Genomic DNA, 17223 nt, shown 5'->3' with positions numbered 1-17223 from the left:
AATAACGCAAATAATTTTCATCGTGATTAAACCATATACATTCCGCCATTGACGTGCAGGGTTTCACCAGTGATGTAACCCGCCTCGTCAGAGGCTAAAAATGCAACCGCGCTGGCGATTTCTTGAGCGCCGCCAAGACGACCCGCAGGAACTTGCGCCAGAATACCCGCGCGCTGATCATCAGACAGCGCACGCGTCATGTCCGTTTCAATAAAACCCGGAGCAACAACGTTTACCGTAATACCGCGAGACGCAACTTCACGTGCCAGCGATTTACTAAAACCGATAAGACCCGCTTTCGCCGCAGCGTAGTTGGCCTGACCAGCATTTCCCATGGTACCAACCACAGAACCGATAGTGATAATACGCCCGTGACGCTTTTTCATCATAGCTCGCATTACCGCTTTTGACAGACGGAAAACGGATGAAAGATTAGTGTCGATAATATCGTTCCACTCGTCATCTTTCATGCGCATCAGCAAGTTGTCACGTGTAATCCCGGCATTATTAACCAGGATATCAACCTCACCAAATTCAGCGCGAATGTTTTCCAGTACAGATTCGATAGATGCTGGATCGGTCACATTCAACTGTAGACCTTTGCCATTAGCACCTAAATATTCACTGATCGCCTGCGCGCCATTTTCGCTGGTCGCAGTGCCGATAACTTTCGCGCCACGGGCAACGAGAGTCTCAGCAATTGCGCGGCCAATACCGCGGCTTGCACCAGTAACCAGCGCGATTTTTCCTTCAAAGCTCATGGTTTTCCTCTTTTATTGCGCAAGTGCCTCTGACATGGCTACCGGCTCGTTGAGAGCCGAAGCGGTCAGGGTGTCAACAATACGTTTTGTCAGACCGGTGAGGACCTTACCCGGACCAACTTCATACAGGTGCTCAACGCCCTGCGACGCCATAAACTCCACGCTCTTCGTCCATTGCACCGGGTTATAAAGCTGGCGCACCAACGCGTCGCGAATGGCTTCTGGCGTCGTTTCGCACGCCACATCCACGTTATTGACAACCGGGATCTGCGGTGCGTTAAAAGTGATGTTTTTCAATTCGGCAGCGAGATTTTCAGCCGCAGGTTTCATCAGCGCGCAATGGGATGGCACGCTTACCGGCAGCGGCAGTGCGCGTTTCGCTCCCGCCGCTTTACAGGCTGCCCCTGCACGCTCAACGGCTTCTTTATGGCCCGCAATCACTACCTGACCCGGCGAGTTATAGTTGACCGGAGAGACGACTTGCCCTTCGGCAGACTCTTCACAGGCTTTTGCAATAGAAGCGTCATCAAGACCGATAATCGCTGACATCGCGCCAGTGCCTGCCGGTACGGCGTCTTGCATAAATTTGCCGCGCAATTCAACCAAACGGACCGCATCTGCAAAGGCAATCACGCCTGCGCAAACCAGCGCAGAATATTCGCCAAGGCTATGCCCTGCCATCAGTGCAGGCGCTTTACCGCCCTGCTGCTGCCATACGCGCCACAGCGCAACGGATGCGGTCAAAAGCGCCGGCTGAGTCTGCCAGGTTTTATTCAATTCTTCTGCCGAGCCTTGCTGCACCAGCGTCCAGAGATCATAGCCCAGCACGTCTGAAGCTTCACGGAAGGTCTCTTCGATAACCGGAAAGCTTGCGGCCATTTCGGCCAGCATACCTACGGTCTGGGAACCTTGTCCCGGAAACACAAATGCGAATTGCGTCATCTTTTTATCCTTAATACTTAGAAACGAACCAGCGCGGAACCCCAGGTAAACCCGCCGCCAAATGCTTCAAGCAGCACCAACTGTCCAGGTTTAATGCGCCCATCGCGTACCGCTTCATCCAGTGCGCTGGGAACAGAGGCCGCAGAGGTATTGCCGTGGCGATCCAGTGTTACCACCACATTATCCATCGACATGCCGAGTTTTTTCGCCGTCGCGCTGATAATGCGCAGATTCGCCTGGTGCGGCACCAGCCAATCCAGTTCGCTGCGCTCGAGATTGTTGGCCTCTAAGGTTTCATCAACAATTCGTGCCAGTTCGGTAACTGCAACTTTAAACACTTCGTTACCGGCCATCGTCAGCCAGGTCGAATTTTCCGGTTTAACACGATCGAGGTTCGGCAGCGTTAACAGCTCGCCATAGCTTCCGTCAGCGTGCATATGCGTTGAGATAATACCGGGCTCTTGAGAGGCTCCCAGCACCGCAGCACCTGCACCGTCGCCGAAAAGAATAATCGTACCGCGATCTTCAGGATCCAATGTACGAGCCAGCACATCGGAACCAATCACCAGCGCATAATTCACTGCGCCAGATTTAACGTATTGATCGGCAATGCTCAGCGCATAAGTAAAGCCCGCGCAGGCAGCTGCTACATCAAATGCCGGACAGCCTTTGATGCCCAGCAAGTTCTGGATCTGGCATGCCGCGCTCGGAAAAGCGTGTGTTGCGGATGTCGTCGCAACAATGATTAAGCCAATTTGATCGTTATCGATGCCGGCCATTTCCAGCGCGCGTTTAGCGGCCTCAAAGCCCATGGTCGAGACAGTTTCGTGTGCCGCAGCAATACGACGCTCACGGATCCCTGTGCGGCTGACAATCCACTCATCAGAGGTGTCCACCATTTTTTCTAAATCGGCGTTTGTTCGAACCTGCTCTGGCAGATAACTGCCGGTACCAATAATCTTCGTATACATGTGCGCTCAGTCACTCTTGGGTAATATACATACGTTCTGATTTTCGTTGTTCTGTACGGACGAAACAGCGTGTATGTACACAGATTCCAGGCGAGCGGCAATCCGTTGTGGCACCTGCCGCTGCACCGCCTGCACTGCCTGTTCAATCGCGACGCTAAATGCTCGCTGATTGGCTGCACCGTGGCTCTTAATCACAGTGCCGCGCAATCCTAACAGACAGGCGCCATTATACTGGTCGGGGTTCAGGTGACTGAATCGCTTTATCAGACTTTTTTGTAACCAGCGCTTCAATAAAATCAGCCACCACGACCTTTTTTTCCCTTCGCTCTGCGATTTCAGCAGCGAAAGAAACATCCTGACAACACCTTCCATTGTTTTTAATGTGACGTTTCCCGTAAAACCGTCACAAACCAGTACATCCGTTTTACCGGTTAATAATTCATTCGCTTCCAGATAACCAATGTAGTTCATCGTTGGAACAGACCGTAGCAGCGCTGCGGCGTCGCGAATACTGTCGTGACCTTTGGACTCTTCTTCACCAATATTGAGCAAGGCTACGCGCGGATTAGCTATCTCAAGGATCTCTTCCGCCATTACTGCCCCCATCACGGCGAACTGTGCCAGCATAGTACTATCGCAATCCACATTCGCGCCGAGATCCAGCACGACGGTTTTGCCCTTTTGCTGATGCGGCAATACCGTCACCAGCGCCGGACGCTCAATGCCTTCAATCGGCTTGAGCAGCATTTTCGCCAGCCCCATTAGCGCACCGGTATTTCCTGCGCTTACGCAAGCCTGGGCGCGCCCTTCTTTGACCAGCTCAAGCGCTACGCGCATCGATGTGCCACGACTGTTGCGGATCGCCTGCGCCGCGCGCGCATCACTGGCAATAACTGACTGTGCAGGGACAATGAGCAAGCGGGAGCGTTGCTCGAAATCAGCTTTGGCAAGTAATGGCGTGATGGCGTCGGGATCGCCGACTAAAAGAAGGTTGAGTTGCGAATTAGAATTCAGTGCCTGCAAAGCTGCAGGCACTGTCACGGAGGGACCAAAATCCCCCCCCATGACATCTAACGCCAGGGTTAGACGTGTCAAGGTATCGTCGCAGCCTGGTTCGGTCTATCCCCGCTTACGCGGGGAAATCCTCACTAAGCTTCATCACGCTTGCGCGCGATTACTTAGTGATAACCTTGCGACCGCGGTAGAAACCGTCGGCGGTCATGTGGTGACGCAGGTGGGTTTCACCAGAGGTTTTGTCTACAGACAGGCTGGTGACTGCGGTCAGCGCGTCATGGGAACGACGCATGCCACGTTTGGAACGGGTTGGTTTATTCTGTTGTACGGCCATGGACCTTACTCCTCAATTACTTACGCTTTAAGCTGGCTAATACGGCAAATGGATTTGGTTTTTGCGCTTCATCAGGCAATTCCCCAAAGACCATGTCCGCCTCGGACACTTCACAGTGTTCAGAATCGTGCACCGGAACTACAGGCAGGGAGAGAATGATTTCATCCTCAACCAGCGCCAGTAGATCGATTTCGCCGAATTCGTTAACCTCAATCGGCTCATACGCTTCCGGCAGTGCTTCAGCCTGTTCGTCTGAACGTACAGGACTAAAACAATACGTTGTGTAAACCTGATGGGTGAACGGTTTCCCGCAGCGCTGGCACTCGAGCGATACCGTAACTTTCGCATCACCGGTTAATACCGCAAGACGTTGGTTATCGATAACGAACGACATGGAGCACTCCACATCACTGTCTACGCTGGCTACAGACTCGGCGACGCGCTCAGCCTGATCGGGGGTATAGATACCCTCGTAATCAAGGCGTTTTTGAGCCGTACGAACCGGGTCAAGAGTCAGGGGTAATTTTACCTTTTGCATAGGGCGCGCATATTAACTTTGTAACGTCATAGAGTCAAAGAAAAAGGCAGCCTGAGGTTGCCTTTTGCCAATAATTCGCACACATTGCGGCCTACAGTTTAATTTGCCTGTCATGGTTAAGCCATATTTGGTGGAAAAAATATGTTGCCTATTATTCTTGCTTCAACGTCACCTTATCGCCGCACCCTGCTGGAAAAACTCGGTTTACCGTTTGAATGCGCCGCACCGCAAACAGACGAAACACCTCATGCAGGTGAAGCACCACGCCACCTGGTGCTGCGCCTCGCCCGGGAGAAAGCGCAATCACTGGCACAAAAATATCCGCAACATCTGATTATTGGTTCCGATCAGGTGTGCGTGCTCAACGGGGAAATTACCGGCAAACCTCATACGGAAGAAAATGCACGCCAACAGCTTATAAAAGCGAGCGGAAATATTGTCACTTTTTATACGGGCCTGGCGCTGTTTAATTCAGAAACCGGTCATCTTCAGACCGAATGCGAACCCTTTGACGTTCATTTTCGTCATTTAAATGAGCAAGAAATTGACGATTATGTGCGTAAAGAGCGCCCGCTCAATTGCGCAGGCAGTTTCAAAAGCGAAGGTTTAGGCATCGCACTGTTTGAACGCCTTGAAGGACGCGATCCGAATACTCTGGTGGGTTTACCGCTGATCGCTCTGTGTCAAATGCTCAGACGCGAGCAATGTAACCCTTTATTAAGCTAATACTTTAACGAAAGCAGTTTGCTGGAAGCTTTTGAGAAAGTACGCCGGGATAAGGGGACTCAAACCTTAAACGTCTCCCCTCCTGCTCAGGAGGGGAAAACCTTATTTGGCGTTACGCAGCACGTTCAGGCAGTGTTTCAGCGCGTTATCAAGGGGCGCTTCAATGCGCAGCGTCTCACCGGTGCCCGGATGGGTAAATTTCAGCGCCGCTGCGTGCAGGAACAGACGCGACAGGCCGGTTGATGCCAGTTGTTTATCAAATTCGCGGTCGCCATAGCGATCGTCAAAGGCAATCGGATGCCCGGCATGTTGCGTATGCACGCGAATCTGATGTGTACGTCCGGTTACCGGGCTGCAACGCACCAGCGTCGCGAACTCATAGCGCTCTTCCACCTTAAACCGCGTTTCCGAGGGTTTGCCTTTGCTATTGACCCGCACAATGCGTTCACCGCTTTGCAGAATATTTTTCAGTAGCGGAGCCTGCACCACTTTGACATGGGACTGCCACTGTCCGCGCACCAGCGCCAGGTAATCTTTCTGCATATCTTTACCGCGCAGTTGCTCATGCAGCGAACGCAGCGCCGAGCGCTTTTTTGCCACCAGCAGCACGCCGGACGTATCGCGATCGAGGCGATGCACCAGTTCAAGGAAGCGGGCTTCAGGACGCAACGCGCGCAAACCTTCGATAACGCCAAAACTCAGACCGCTACCACCATGCACCGCTGTGCCGGAGGGTTTATTCAGCACCAGAATATGATCGTCTTCGTAGAGGATAACATCGCTTAATTGAGCAACTTTTTGCAGGTGCGGTGAAACCGCCTCGTCTTCTTTTTCGGCTACGCGCACAGGTGGAATGCGAATTTCATCGCCGGCTTCCAGTTTATATTCTGGTTTTACGCGTTTTTTATTCACTCGTACTTCGCCTTTGCGCAAAATACGGTAGATCATGCTTTTCGGTACGCCTTTTAATTGCGTACGCAAAAAGTTATCGATGCGTTGCCCCGCTTCGTCAGCAGTGATAGCAACAAATTTTACGGATGGTGTCTCAGTTTTCATGGGAGGCGATTCTAAATAGGCGCGATGATTAGCGCCACTCATTTTTCTATGCTTATATTTACATTCGCATCCGGTAAACACGGTTTGACACAGTTGATTCGGCGGTTATTAAACCAATCACCGGTCAAAGGTGAAAAAACTGTGAGTAACCGGGTGATAAATGGTAAAAGTCAGCTTGCTATAACAGGGTTGGCAAGGAATAATGTTGCCGTTTTCCGTGTTGAATTTTGCTAAAACAAGTAAATGAGCGGAATGACCAGTTTTGCCTGTCCGATCATACACGCAGCAATGGCGTAAGACGTATTGAACTTTCAGGCAGTTAGCGGGCTGCGGGTTGCAGTCCTTACCGGTAGATGGAATCTTCTCTGGAGAGTTTTTCCCAGGCTGTTCCCCTGATAATTGCGCTGTATTTCCACAGGAAATGCAGGCAACCGACACACTGCGCCTCTTAAGCGAGCGACAACCGTGAGGTTGGCGACGTGAAATAGTCTCGAGGCCATCGGTTCTCCCCCGGAAAGGCGTTATCTTGCCCGCAGCTTAGTCGTCAATGTAAGAATAATGAGTAAGTTACGATGAAAAGAATGTTAATCAACGCAACTCAGCAAGAAGAGTTGCGTGTCGCACTTGTTGATGGTCAACGTCTGTACGACCTGGATATTGAAAGCCCGGGGCACGAACAGAAAAAAGCCAACATCTACAAAGGTAAAATCACCCGCATTGAACCGAGTCTTGAAGCTGCTTTCGTTGATTACGGCGCTGAACGTCACGGTTTCCTCCCCCTCAAAGAGATCGCCCGCGAATACTTCCCCGCCAACTACAACGCGCATGGCCGTCCGAACATCAAAGACGTGCTGCGTGAAGGCCAGGAAGTCATCGTCCAGATCGACAAAGAAGAGCGCGGCAACAAAGGCGCGGCGCTGACCACCTTTATTAGCCTCGCCGGTAGCTACCTGGTGCTGATGCCAAACAACCCGCGCGCGGGTGGCATTTCTCGTCGCATTGAAGGCGACGATCGCACCGAGCTGAAAGAAGCGCTGTCAAGTCTGGAACTGCCAGACGGCATGGGTCTTATCGTACGCACCGCGGGCGTGGGCAAATCCGCCGAAGCGCTGCAATGGGATCTGAGCTTCCGCCTGAAACACTGGGAAGCCATCCAGAAAGCGGCCGAAAGCCGCCCTGCTCCGTTCCTGATCCATCAGGAAAGCAATGTGATTGTTCGCGCGTTCCGCGACTATCTGCGCCAGGACATTGGCGAAATCCTGATTGATAACCCGAAAGTGCTGGAGCTGGCTCGCCAGCATATCGCCGCACTGGGCCGTCCGGATTTCAGCAGCAAAATCAAACTGTACACCGGTGAAATTCCGCTGTTCAGCCACTACCAGATTGAGTCGCAAATCGAATCCGCCTTCCAGCGCGAAGTGCGTCTGCCGTCAGGCGGCTCTATCGTTATCGACAGCACCGAAGCGCTAACCGCCATCGACATCAACTCCGCTCGCGCAACGCGCGGTGGCGATATTGAAGAGACGGCGTTCAACACCAACCTGGAAGCGGCAGATGAAATCGCTCGCCAGCTGCGCCTGCGCGACCTCGGCGGCCTGATTGTTATCGACTTTATCGATATGACCCCGGTACGCCACCAGCGCGCGGTGGAAAACCGTCTGCGCGAAGCGGTGCGCCAGGATCGTGCGCGTATCCAGATAAGCCATATTTCCCGCTTCGGCCTGCTGGAGATGTCCCGCCAGCGCCTGAGCCCGTCACTCGGTGAATCCAGCCACCATGTGTGCCCGCGCTGTAGCGGTACCGGCACCATTCGTGACAACGAATCCCTGTCGCTGTCGATTCTGCGTCTGATTGAAGAAGAAGCGCTGAAAGAGAATACCCAGGAAGTGCATGCGATTGTCCCTGTGCCGGTCGCTTCTTATCTGTTGAATGAAAAACGTGCCGCCGTAAGCGCTATCGAAGCCCGTCAGGGCGGTGTTCGCTGCGTGATCGTGCCGAACGACCAGATGGAAACGCCGCACTACTCCGTGCTGCGCGTCCGTAAAGGCGAAGAAACGCCGACACTCAGCTACTTGCTGCCGAAGCTGCACGAAGAAGAGATGGCCATGCCGTCTGAAGAGGAGTTTGCCGAGCGCAAATTGCCGGAGCAACCGGCCCTTGCCACCTTCGTCATGCCAGAGGTTCCGCCAGCACCGCAAACGCCAGCGCAGGCGCAGGCGCCAGCAGCACCCAAACAACCTGCTGCGACACAACCTGCGGCTCCGGGTCTGTTCAGCCGTTTCGTCTCTGCACTGAAAGGCCTGTTCGCGGGTGAAGAAACCCCGGCACCGGTTGAAGTGAAAGAAGAGAAAAAGGCCGATAAACCCGAGCGTCAGCAGGATCGCCGTAAACCACGTCAAAGCAATCGCCGCGATCGTAATGAACGTCGCGATCCGCGTGGTGAAGGTAATGAGGCGCGTGAAGGCCGTGAAAACCGCGAAGGTCGCGAAGATAACCGCCGCAACCGCCGTGAAAAACCGCAGCAGAACGCAGAAAACCGCGAGCTTCGTCAGGCCGCTACAACAGAAGAGTCGGATAAAGCGAAATCCCGTGACGAGCAGCAGCAACAGCCGCGTCGTGAACGCAACCGTCGCCGTAATGATGACAAACGTCAGGCACAGCAGGATGTTAAAGAGCTGAACCGTGATGAGCAGCCTGTGCAGGAAACTGAACAGGAAGAGCGCGTCCAGGTGATGCCGCGTCGTAAACAGCGCCAGCTGACGCAAAAAGTCCGCATCGATGATAACCGTGCAGAAGTCGCTGTCGACGAAACGCCTGTACAGGAAGCACCGGAACAAGGGACGCAGGTCGCGAAAGTTGATCTGCCGGCCGTGGTTGACAATGCTCCGGTTCAGGAACAGGAAGAAAACGGTGAAGCGCGTGAGAACACCATGCCGCGCCGTTCACGCCGTTCCCCGCGTCATCTGCGTGTGAGCGGTCAGCGCCGTCGCCGCTACCGTGACGAGCGTTACCCGCTACAGTCTGCTATGCCGCTGACCGTTGCCTGCGCCTCGCCGGAAATGGCATCCGGTAAAGTCTGGGTCCGTTACCCGGTTTCACGTGTCCAGGAAGAGCAGCAGGATGTGCAGCAGAACCTTGCGCAAGTCGCTGAGCCGCACACCGCGCCTGATCAGGATATCGCCCCGGCCATTGCCGAAGCGCAGCTTGTCAGCAATCCGCAGGTGGATGTCGTTGAGCCGCAAGCGCCGGTTGAAAGCACGCAGCCAGAAGTGGTTGAACCGCAGGCACCGGTTGCTGAACCAGAGCCGGTAGCGGTGGAAACCACGCATCCGGAAGCTATCGCGACGCCGGTAGACGAACAACCGCAGCTGATTGCTGAGGAAGATCGTACGGTCGCCGAAGAAGTTACGGAAGAAGCCGAACCGGCTAAAGAAGAAGAGGACGTTGTTGCAGCCCCGGTTGCAGAAACGCCAGCACCAGTGAAGGTTGAAGAAACGGTACAGGTCGCACCTTCTGTTGTTGAGCCGGTTAAAGCCGTGGACACCCACAGCCATGCCACCGCGCCGATGACCAAAGCGCCTGCGCCAGCGTATGTGCAGGAAGCGCCGCGTCACAGCGACTGGGTTCGCCCGGGCTTCAACTTCGACGGTAAAGGCGCTGCGGGCGGTCACAGTGCCACTCACACCGCCACGGCTCCGGCAACTAAGCCGCCAGCGGTCGAGTAACTCGCTGAGCATGACTAAGCCGACCTCCGGGTCGGCTTTTTTTATACCCGCTGCATACCACCAAGCCCCGGCATCACTTCGCGCATAAGCTGCAAAAACATGCGTAACCGCGCTGGATAGTAGCGCGCCCACGGGTACACCAGATGTACCGGTAGCGGTGCTGCCTGCCACTGCGGCAACAGTGCCACCAGATCTCCCTTGCGGATCGCCTCTTCGACAGCCCAGGTAGAAATTAGTGTTACCCCAAGACCCGCAATCGCTGTATTGCGCGCAGCGTAAAGACTGTCCGTAAACAACCTTGGCGAAATAGCCACCTGCTCTGCTTCGCCGCTCTCCTGATGTCTCAGATGGATTTCATGCTGATAGAACGTACTCAGCGCAATCCACGGCACGTGGGAAAGCTGCTGCGGTGTGTCGATATCCGGGAAACGCGCCAGCAGCGCGGGTGAAGCGACCAGGCTTCGCGGCACTTCCGCCAGTAACACCGATACTGTTGCCGGATCGACCTCCGCCCCAACACGGATCGCACAATCGATATTGGCACTCAGAAAATCGACGTTTTTATCATTCAGCATCCACTCCACCGACAGTTGCGGATAGCGTTCAAGAAACCGGGTCAACGGCCCCAGTAACTGCTCCTGACCAAAGACATGAGGGGCGCGTACCCGCAGAATCCCCACCGGTTCATCATCAGACTGGCTCAGCTCATCTTCCAGCGCCACCCAGGCGTCCATCACGCGTTTCGCATGTTGATAACAGCGTTCGCCATCATCAGTGAGCTTCATCGCATGGGTTGTGCGCAGCAGCAGCTTAACGCCCAGCAGCGTTTCCAGCGATTGCAGACGGCGGCTGACGGTTGCCTGTGTCGTCTCCAGTTGGCGGGCAGCGGCCGACAGCGATCCTGCTTCAACAATACGAATATAGGTTCGCATCAGATCGACTCTATCTATACGTTCTGGTCGCTTCATAATTATTATGCCTATACGTTTCACGTATAACCGTTTTACCACTGCGCAGGCTACCGCGCCACCGCCGTCCGGGTAAAAATGCTCGCACATCGTCAAACCGAACACTCCGGGAAACTTTCTATGGACCGTCAATCTCTTTCGACAAGCCGCGTGAGCCGCATCATTTTCGCGCTGGTACTGGGGGCTGGCTTCAGCGTCGCTTCTATCTACTATTCGCAGCCGCTACTGCCATTAATGGGTAATGATCTGCACCTGACCATTAACGGTATGGGGCTGGTTCCGACCCTGACTCAGGCAGGCTATGCGCTGGGGATCTTATTTCTGCTCCCGCTCGGTGACCGCCACGATCGCCGCCGCCTGATCCTGGTGAAAAGCGCGGCGCTGGCCGTGCTGCTGTTGGCTTGTAGCCTGACCAGCCACCTGCCCTCATTGTTGATTGTCAGCCTGTTAGTCGGCATGGCGGCGACCATGGCACAGGATATCGTTCCGGCTGCCGCCATCCTCGCGCCGCAAGGCAAACAGGGGAAAATGGTCGGTACGGTGATGACCGGCCTGCTATTGGGTATTCTGCTCTCGCGTACGGTGAGTGGCTTTGTTGGTGCCGCGTTCGGCTGGCGCGTGATGTACCAACTCGCCGCCGTCAGCATTGCGTTGATTGGTGTCCTGATGTGGTCGGTGTTGCCACGTTTTGCCACGCACTCCACCCTGAGTTATCCGGCACTGATGAAATCCATGGCGCATCTCTGGCAGCGCTACCCTTCCTTGCGCCGTGCAGCAATGGCACAGGGTTTCTTATCGGTAGCTTTTAGCGCTTTTTGGTCTACGCTTGCGCTGATGCTACTGGAGAAATACCAGCTTGGCAGCGCCGTTGCCGGGACATTTGGTATTGCCGGTGCCGCAGGCGCGTTGGCGGCGCCACTGGCAGGGGGTCTGGCAGATAAAATCGGTGCTGAAAAAGTGACCCAGCTTGGCGCAGGCCTGGTCGCTGTCTCTTTCGCACTGATGTTCCTGCTGCCGCTATTGCCACCGCACGGCCAACTGGCGCTGATCGCCCTGTCAGCTGTGGGTTTTGACCTGGGTCTGCAATCAAGCCTGGTGGCGCACCAAAACCTGGTTTACGGCCTGGAACCACAGGCACGCGGTCGCCTGAATGCGCTGCTATTTACCGGGGTGTTTATTGGGATGGCGCTGGGCTCGGCGCTCGGCAGTAAACTTTATGCCATCGCTTCCTGGCAGGGCGTGGTGGTGCTGGCTAGCGTATCAGGGCTGATTGCTGTGGGGATTCGTCTGTTCGATGCCCGCCAGATTAAACTCGCCGCACAGAAAGCGTAGGTGAAAAAAAAGCCCGCTCCGGGGTGATGGAGCGGGCAGAGCAGGCATGCCCCAGTTTCCGAACATGCCCAAAGTGAAACAGTGTTAGCTATTAATCTGGAACAGTGACATACCCTGCATATCGCTGAAGGCTTTATAAGATGCCTGCAATGCTGCCTGTTGCATGGTGTAAGAAGAGATCACCGAGTTCCAGTCGACATCGATCAAATCACTTTTCTGCTGTGTCAGCGCCAGCGTACGGTCATCACCGAGTGCATCCAGCGTATCAAGTTCCGTCAGTTGGGTACCCAGCTCAGCCCGCACGCTCGATACGTTGTTCAGGGAGTTACCCAAACCACGGCTGGTTTTATCGACCACCGCCTGCGCTGCGTCTTTTGCCGCCTCATCACCTGCTACTGGCGTATTGAGTGCGGCAATCGCGGTGTCCAGCATTTTGAACAGATCCGTTTCCGGCGTGCCAGGCAGACCGGTGGCGGGATCAACAGGTTCCTGGGTCGCGTTACTGGTGATGGTGTTAAACACCTGATCGCCAGTATGGGCGATCACCATCGAACGGGCGGCATCAACCTGCTGGGTTATTTGCTGCGTACCGCCGCTGTAGGTGCCGTTCGCATCGTACGGTTTACTTTCGGTCCTGTAGCCGCCGAAAATGTAGCGGCCGTTACCGTCGGTGCTGTTCGCGAGGTTCAACAGCTGATCGCGGTAGCCTTGCAGTTCCGATGCCAGCGAGGCGCGGTCATCATCACTCAGCGAACCATTGCTCGCTCTGACAATCGTGCCTTGCGCGCCAGTAATCGCCGTCGTGACCTGCTGAAGTACACTCTCTTCCAGCGAGACTTTCTGCGTGGCGAAGGTACGCGCCGTTGCGTACTGGCTATTTTGAGCCTGCGCCTGTGAAATCACCACCGCCTGCGACGCGGCAATCGGGTCATCAGACGGGCGATTGACGCGCTGGCCGGTAGACATCTGCTCGCCGTATCCCAACCATTTGCTCTGAGCATTGGTTACGCCGCGCATATTTTGTTCGTACATCATTTGCGTGCTGATACGCATCACTCACCTCTTACTTAGCGAATACCCAGCAACGCGTCGAACAGCGTGCTTGCGGTCTGTAGAACCTGGGCGTTAGCCAGATAATATTGCTGATAACGCTGTAAGTTGCCGTACTCTTCATCGAGGTTAACCCCGGAGATCGACTGCTGCTGATTGCTCAATTGCGTAACTACGTTGGTTTGCGTCGTGCTGCTGGTTTTCAGCGTCGAGGTCTTGTTACCAACATCGCTTACTAGCGTGGCATACGCATCGTTGAAGGTTTTATTGCCGCCAACCACCTTCGCGCTTTGCAGATCCAGCATCGCCTGGCCGTTACGGTTATCACTCGCACCGGAACCGGCAACTTCCGCCATAGCAATTTTCGACTCATCGGTCACCGCCACGCTCATATTGACGATGGCGTCGCTGACCGGGCGAACCGTGAAGCTGTCTTTCGCTTGCGCACCGGTGGTGCCATTGTTGATGGTCACTTTCAGGCCGTCGAAATTCAGCGTGCCGTCGGTGGCATCCGGCGCCACGGTAAAGCTGGTGTTATTGGACAGACGGGTGACATTCCAGTTAGTACCGTCGAATACCACTTTGTAGTCTGTTGCCTGCACCGCAGAGCTGTCCGTTACCGCCGGGCTCAGCGTCGCATCGCCGGTGTTTTTGGTATTGCTGGTTGATGACGGCGCGCCGATGGTGAAGAAATCTTCGCCCTGATCGCCATTGGCATCAAAACCCTGCGTGTGCTGCTGGTTAAACGCGTCAGCAAAAGAGAGCGCCAGTTGCCCCAGCGTGTTACGCGCCTGGTCCAGATCTTGCGAACGAAACGCCAGCAAGCCACCCAGTGAACCGGTCGTGACCTGTTTTTCCGGGATTTCGATATTGCCTGCGGTTTTATCAACATAGGCAATAGTGGTACGCGCCGGATCGGCACTGGATGGAACCGCCGCCAACTGGCGCGATTCACGGCCCTGCACCAGCGTGATGCCGTTCGCCATGCTGACGTTATAGCTCCCGTCCTGGGTGCTGACTTCAACGCCGACAATTTTATTTAGCTCGCTCACCAGTTGATCGCGCTGATCGAGCAAATCGTTCGGTGATGAACCCGCGCCCACGGCGGTCAACTTGGAAATCTGGTCGTTGAGGCTGGCGATCTGTTTGGCGTAGTTATTAATCTGATCAACGCTTGAAGAGATAGCCAGGTTCACCTGCTTATCCTGGTCGCGCAGATACTGATCGGCGACCTTGAACTGGTTCACCAGCCCGTCCGCTTTACCCAGCAATGCCTGACGCGAAGAGGGATCAGAGGCGTTACTCACCAGCGTTTGCAGGCTGGAGAAGAAATCTTGCAGGCTGGTTGACAGCGAGTTGGTGGTGTCAGACAGCACATCATCAATTTTTGACATCTGCTGGTAGCGCGTGGTCAAACCGCTGTTCTGGTTTTCCGCCGCACGCAGCTGATTGGTAATAAAGGCGTCATACTCACGCTGAACGCCGGTAACAATAACACCATTGCCCACGTAGCCACCGCCAGTCAGCGTACTGTTCGCAGTGGTAAGCACCGTCGTCTGGCGGGTATAGCCCGTCACGTTATAACTCGCAATGTTATTACTGGCGGTATTAAGCGCGGCCTGGGCTGCGTTGAGCCCACTCATGGCGCTGTTAATCAAACTGGACATGGAGGTTCCTTACACACTTTCAGACATGAGTCCTGTTGACGATTATCGGCAACCCTGGGTGAAACTTGAGACTTTTCAGAACAGATTTTCAATATCTGAGCTGTATGCTTTGCTCACTTTCTCGCCCATTGATTTCAACTGCTGGATCATGCTGGTCAGCTTACGGGCGTAGTTCGGATCGGTGGCGTAACCCGCGTTCTGCAATGCCTGAGCGCCCTGCTCCGCCGTGGCGGCGGAGGTGACGGCCGCATAGCGTTTATTGCGCGTCAGCATGCCGACGTAATCGGACAACGCTTCCAGATAGGAGCTGTAAACACGGAATTTGGCTTTGACTTTCACCGCCTGGCCATTTTCATATTCTGTGGTGGTGATTTCGGTGGTTGGCCCTTTCCAGCCGGAGGACGCTTTCACACCGAAAATATTGAAGCTCGGCTCGCCATTTTCACGCGGGATCTGCCGCTGGCCCCAGCCGGATTCGAGCGCCGCCTGCGCCAGGATCAGGTGATGCGGAACACCGCTCTGCTGGCTGGCAAGACGCGCCGGCAGCGAAAGCTGCGCCAGGAAGTCTTTACTGTCGCCGGTTAACAGTTCATCGCTGTTATCTTCCGGCACTTTCGGGATCGCTTTACGTACCAGTTGCGTCAGGGCCTGGTTTTGATAGCTGGTGACGGTTTCCAGCGGGAACTTCATCGGCACTTGCTGCATTTGATCTGCCGGGTCAACCGGTGCCTGCTCGCCCGTCATCTGTTTCACCATCATATCGGCGAGGCCCAGACCTTTACCGGCGGTCATCTGCTGGGCTATCTGTTGGTCATACATGCTGGTGTACAGCCGTGTTGAATCACTACTGAAAATACCGTCTTTCGGTAGGGCTTCGCGCATGCTTTTCAGCATCATCTGCACGAACATCCCTTCCACCTGCCGCGCCACCGGGCGCAGGTTCGCCGCCGGATCCTGTCCGGCTTTCGATTTCAGGTCATTCAGCGATTGCGCGTCCCATGCCGCGCTCGTCAACAGTCGGCTGTCGGTCAGCATTAGATGATCTCCAGTTTCGCACGCAGGCAACCGGCACTCTGCATCGCCTGAAGAATGGACATCAGTTCCATCGGCGACGCACCCAGTGCGTTAAGGGCGCGCACTACGCTGTTCAGGTTGGCGCTGGAGCGCACGCTTTGCAGCGAACCGCCGCTCTGACGCAAATCAATTTGCGTCTGCGGTGTCACCACGGTCTGGCCGCCGCCAAACGGCGTATTCGGCTGACTGACGGTGTTCTGCTGGTTCACCGTCACAGAGAGATTCCCCTGGGCGATAGCACAGGTATCCAGCGACACTTCACGGTTCATCACCACCGAACCGGTACGCGAGTTGATAATCACTTTTGCGTCCTGCTGCGTGACGCCGACTTCCATATTCTGGATATCCGCCAGCGCACGCACCTGTGAACTGCTGCCAGAGGAGACGCGCACCTGCACGGTTCGCGCATCCAGCGCTGTTGCGCTGCCATAGCCACGACCGCGATTGATGGTGTCAGCAATCTGCTGCGCCATGGTGAAGTCTTCCTGGTTCAGTTGCAGGTTGATGGTATTGTTCGCCCCGAACTGGGTCGGCAGTTCACGCTCAATCACCGCACCGTTAGTGATACGACCGCCGTTAAGCTGGTTGACCTGCACACTGCTGCCACCAGCAGACGCGCCCGCGCCACCGACCAGAATATTGCCCTGCGCCAGCGCATAAACCTGGCTATCGACACCCTTCAACGGCGTCATCAACAGCGTACCGCCGCGCAGGCTTTTGGCGTTACCCATGGAGGAAACCACCACATCGATGGTCTGCCCCTGGCGGGCGAACGCCGGGAACTGGGCGGTAACCATCACCGCCGCCACGTTTTTTAGCTGCATGTTGGTGCCGGTGGGCACGGTAATGCCCATCTGCGACAACATGTTGTTCAGCGTCTGGGTGGTAAATGGCGTCTGGGTCGTCTGGTCGCCTGTGCCATCCAGGCCAACCACCAGACCGTAGCCAATTAAGGAGTTTTCACGTACGCCCTGTACACTGGTGAGGTCCCGGATACGGTCAGCCTGGGCGAAGGTCGCCACCAGCGCTAACACGATACCAGTCAAATACTTAAACATAATTCAC

15 protein-coding genes are annotated in these 17223 nt (G+C 55.1%); 3 read left to right on the top strand and 12 right to left on the bottom strand.

Annotated elements, in window-relative coordinates; all coding sequences use genetic code 11:
* Window positions 1–26 precede the first annotated feature (26 nt).
* From fabG to yceD, 6 genes are all read right to left on the bottom strand, one after another.
* Window positions 27–761, bottom strand: a complete 735-nt coding sequence (gene fabG / locus Q5705_00285; protein ID WLI77043.1) for a 3-oxoacyl-ACP reductase FabG — start codon at window positions 759–761, stop codon at window positions 27–29.
* Window positions 762–773: 12 nt separating this feature from the next.
* Window positions 774–1703, bottom strand: a complete 930-nt coding sequence (gene fabD, locus Q5705_00280) for an ACP S-malonyltransferase (protein WLI77042.1) — start codon at window positions 1701–1703, stop codon at window positions 774–776.
* 17 nt (window positions 1704–1720) lie between these two features.
* Window positions 1721–2674: a beta-ketoacyl-ACP synthase III gene (locus Q5705_00275; protein ID WLI77041.1), complete on the bottom strand. Its 954-nt coding sequence runs from the start codon at window positions 2672–2674 to the stop codon at window positions 1721–1723.
* A 6-nt stretch (window positions 2675–2680) separates the two neighbouring features.
* Entirely contained in the window at window positions 2681–3769 is a 1089-nt protein-coding gene (gene plsX / locus Q5705_00270; protein WLI77040.1) for a phosphate acyltransferase PlsX, read from the bottom strand.
* 79 nt (window positions 3770–3848) lie between these two features.
* The gene (gene rpmF, locus Q5705_00265) at window positions 3849–4022 is read right to left on the bottom strand and encodes a 50S ribosomal protein L32 (GenBank protein WLI77039.1); all 174 of its coding nucleotides are present in this window, start codon (window positions 4020–4022) and stop codon (window positions 3849–3851) included.
* 16 nt (window positions 4023–4038) lie between these two features.
* Window positions 4039–4560, bottom strand: a complete 522-nt coding sequence (gene yceD / locus Q5705_00260; protein ID WLI77038.1) for a 23S rRNA accumulation protein YceD — start codon at window positions 4558–4560, stop codon at window positions 4039–4041.
* A gap of 141 nt (window positions 4561–4701) precedes the next feature.
* Here yceD and Q5705_00255 point away from each other — a divergent pair, with 141 nt between their 5' ends.
* Entirely contained in the window at window positions 4702–5286 is a 585-nt protein-coding gene (locus Q5705_00255; protein WLI77037.1) for a nucleoside triphosphate pyrophosphatase, read from the top strand.
* Between the two features lie 102 nt (window positions 5287–5388).
* Here Q5705_00255 and rluC read toward each other — a convergent pair whose 3' ends face one another.
* A complete protein-coding gene (rluC, locus tag Q5705_00250; GenBank protein ID WLI77036.1) occupies window positions 5389–6342 on the bottom strand; it encodes a 23S rRNA pseudouridine(955/2504/2580) synthase RluC in 954 nt (317 codons plus the stop codon).
* Window positions 6343–6914: 572 nt separating this feature from the next.
* Between rluC and rne the strand changes: the two genes are divergently transcribed.
* Window positions 6915–10067, top strand: a complete 3153-nt coding sequence (rne, locus tag Q5705_00245) for a ribonuclease E (protein ID WLI77035.1) — start codon at window positions 6915–6917, stop codon at window positions 10065–10067.
* 41 nt (window positions 10068–10108) lie between these two features.
* On the opposite strand, the gene Q5705_00240 is transcribed toward rne, so the two are convergent.
* A complete protein-coding gene (locus Q5705_00240; protein ID WLI79077.1) occupies window positions 10109–11125 on the bottom strand; it encodes a LysR family transcriptional regulator in 1017 nt (338 codons plus the stop codon).
* A gap of 30 nt (window positions 11126–11155) precedes the next feature.
* Between Q5705_00240 and Q5705_00235 the strand changes: the two genes are divergently transcribed.
* Window positions 11156–12367: an MFS transporter gene (locus Q5705_00235; protein WLI77034.1), complete on the top strand. Its 1212-nt coding sequence runs from the start codon at window positions 11156–11158 to the stop codon at window positions 12365–12367.
* 84 nt (window positions 12368–12451) lie between these two features.
* On the opposite strand, the gene flgL is transcribed toward Q5705_00235, so the two are convergent.
* The 4 genes from flgL to Q5705_00215 form a co-directional block, all read right to left on the bottom strand.
* Complete coding sequence (gene flgL, locus Q5705_00230) at window positions 12452–13420, bottom strand: flagellar hook-associated protein FlgL (GenBank protein WLI77033.1); 969 nt, start codon at window positions 13418–13420, stop codon at window positions 12452–12454.
* A 14-nt stretch (window positions 13421–13434) separates the two neighbouring features.
* The gene (flgK, locus tag Q5705_00225; GenBank protein ID WLI77032.1) at window positions 13435–15084 is read right to left on the bottom strand and encodes a flagellar hook-associated protein FlgK; all 1650 of its coding nucleotides are present in this window, start codon (window positions 15082–15084) and stop codon (window positions 13435–13437) included.
* Window positions 15085–15159: 75 nt separating this feature from the next.
* Complete coding sequence (gene flgJ / locus Q5705_00220) at window positions 15160–16119, bottom strand: flagellar assembly peptidoglycan hydrolase FlgJ (GenBank protein ID WLI77031.1); 960 nt, start codon at window positions 16117–16119, stop codon at window positions 15160–15162.
* Window positions 16119–17216 (bottom strand): flagellar basal body P-ring protein FlgI, encoded by a 1098-nt coding sequence (locus Q5705_00215; protein WLI77030.1) that lies wholly within the window; start codon window positions 17214–17216, stop codon window positions 16119–16121. The genes flgJ and Q5705_00215 overlap by 1 nt, the downstream gene beginning before the upstream one ends.
* Window positions 17217–17223: the final 7 nt, after the last annotated feature.

This window comes from Kosakonia sp. H02 (assembly GCA_030704225.1).
In the GTDB taxonomy this organism is placed as follows: Bacteria; Pseudomonadota; Gammaproteobacteria; order Enterobacterales; family Enterobacteriaceae; genus Kosakonia.
Note: the sequence above shows the minus strand (reverse complement) of the source record. Positions and strands in the feature narration are given on the sequence as shown.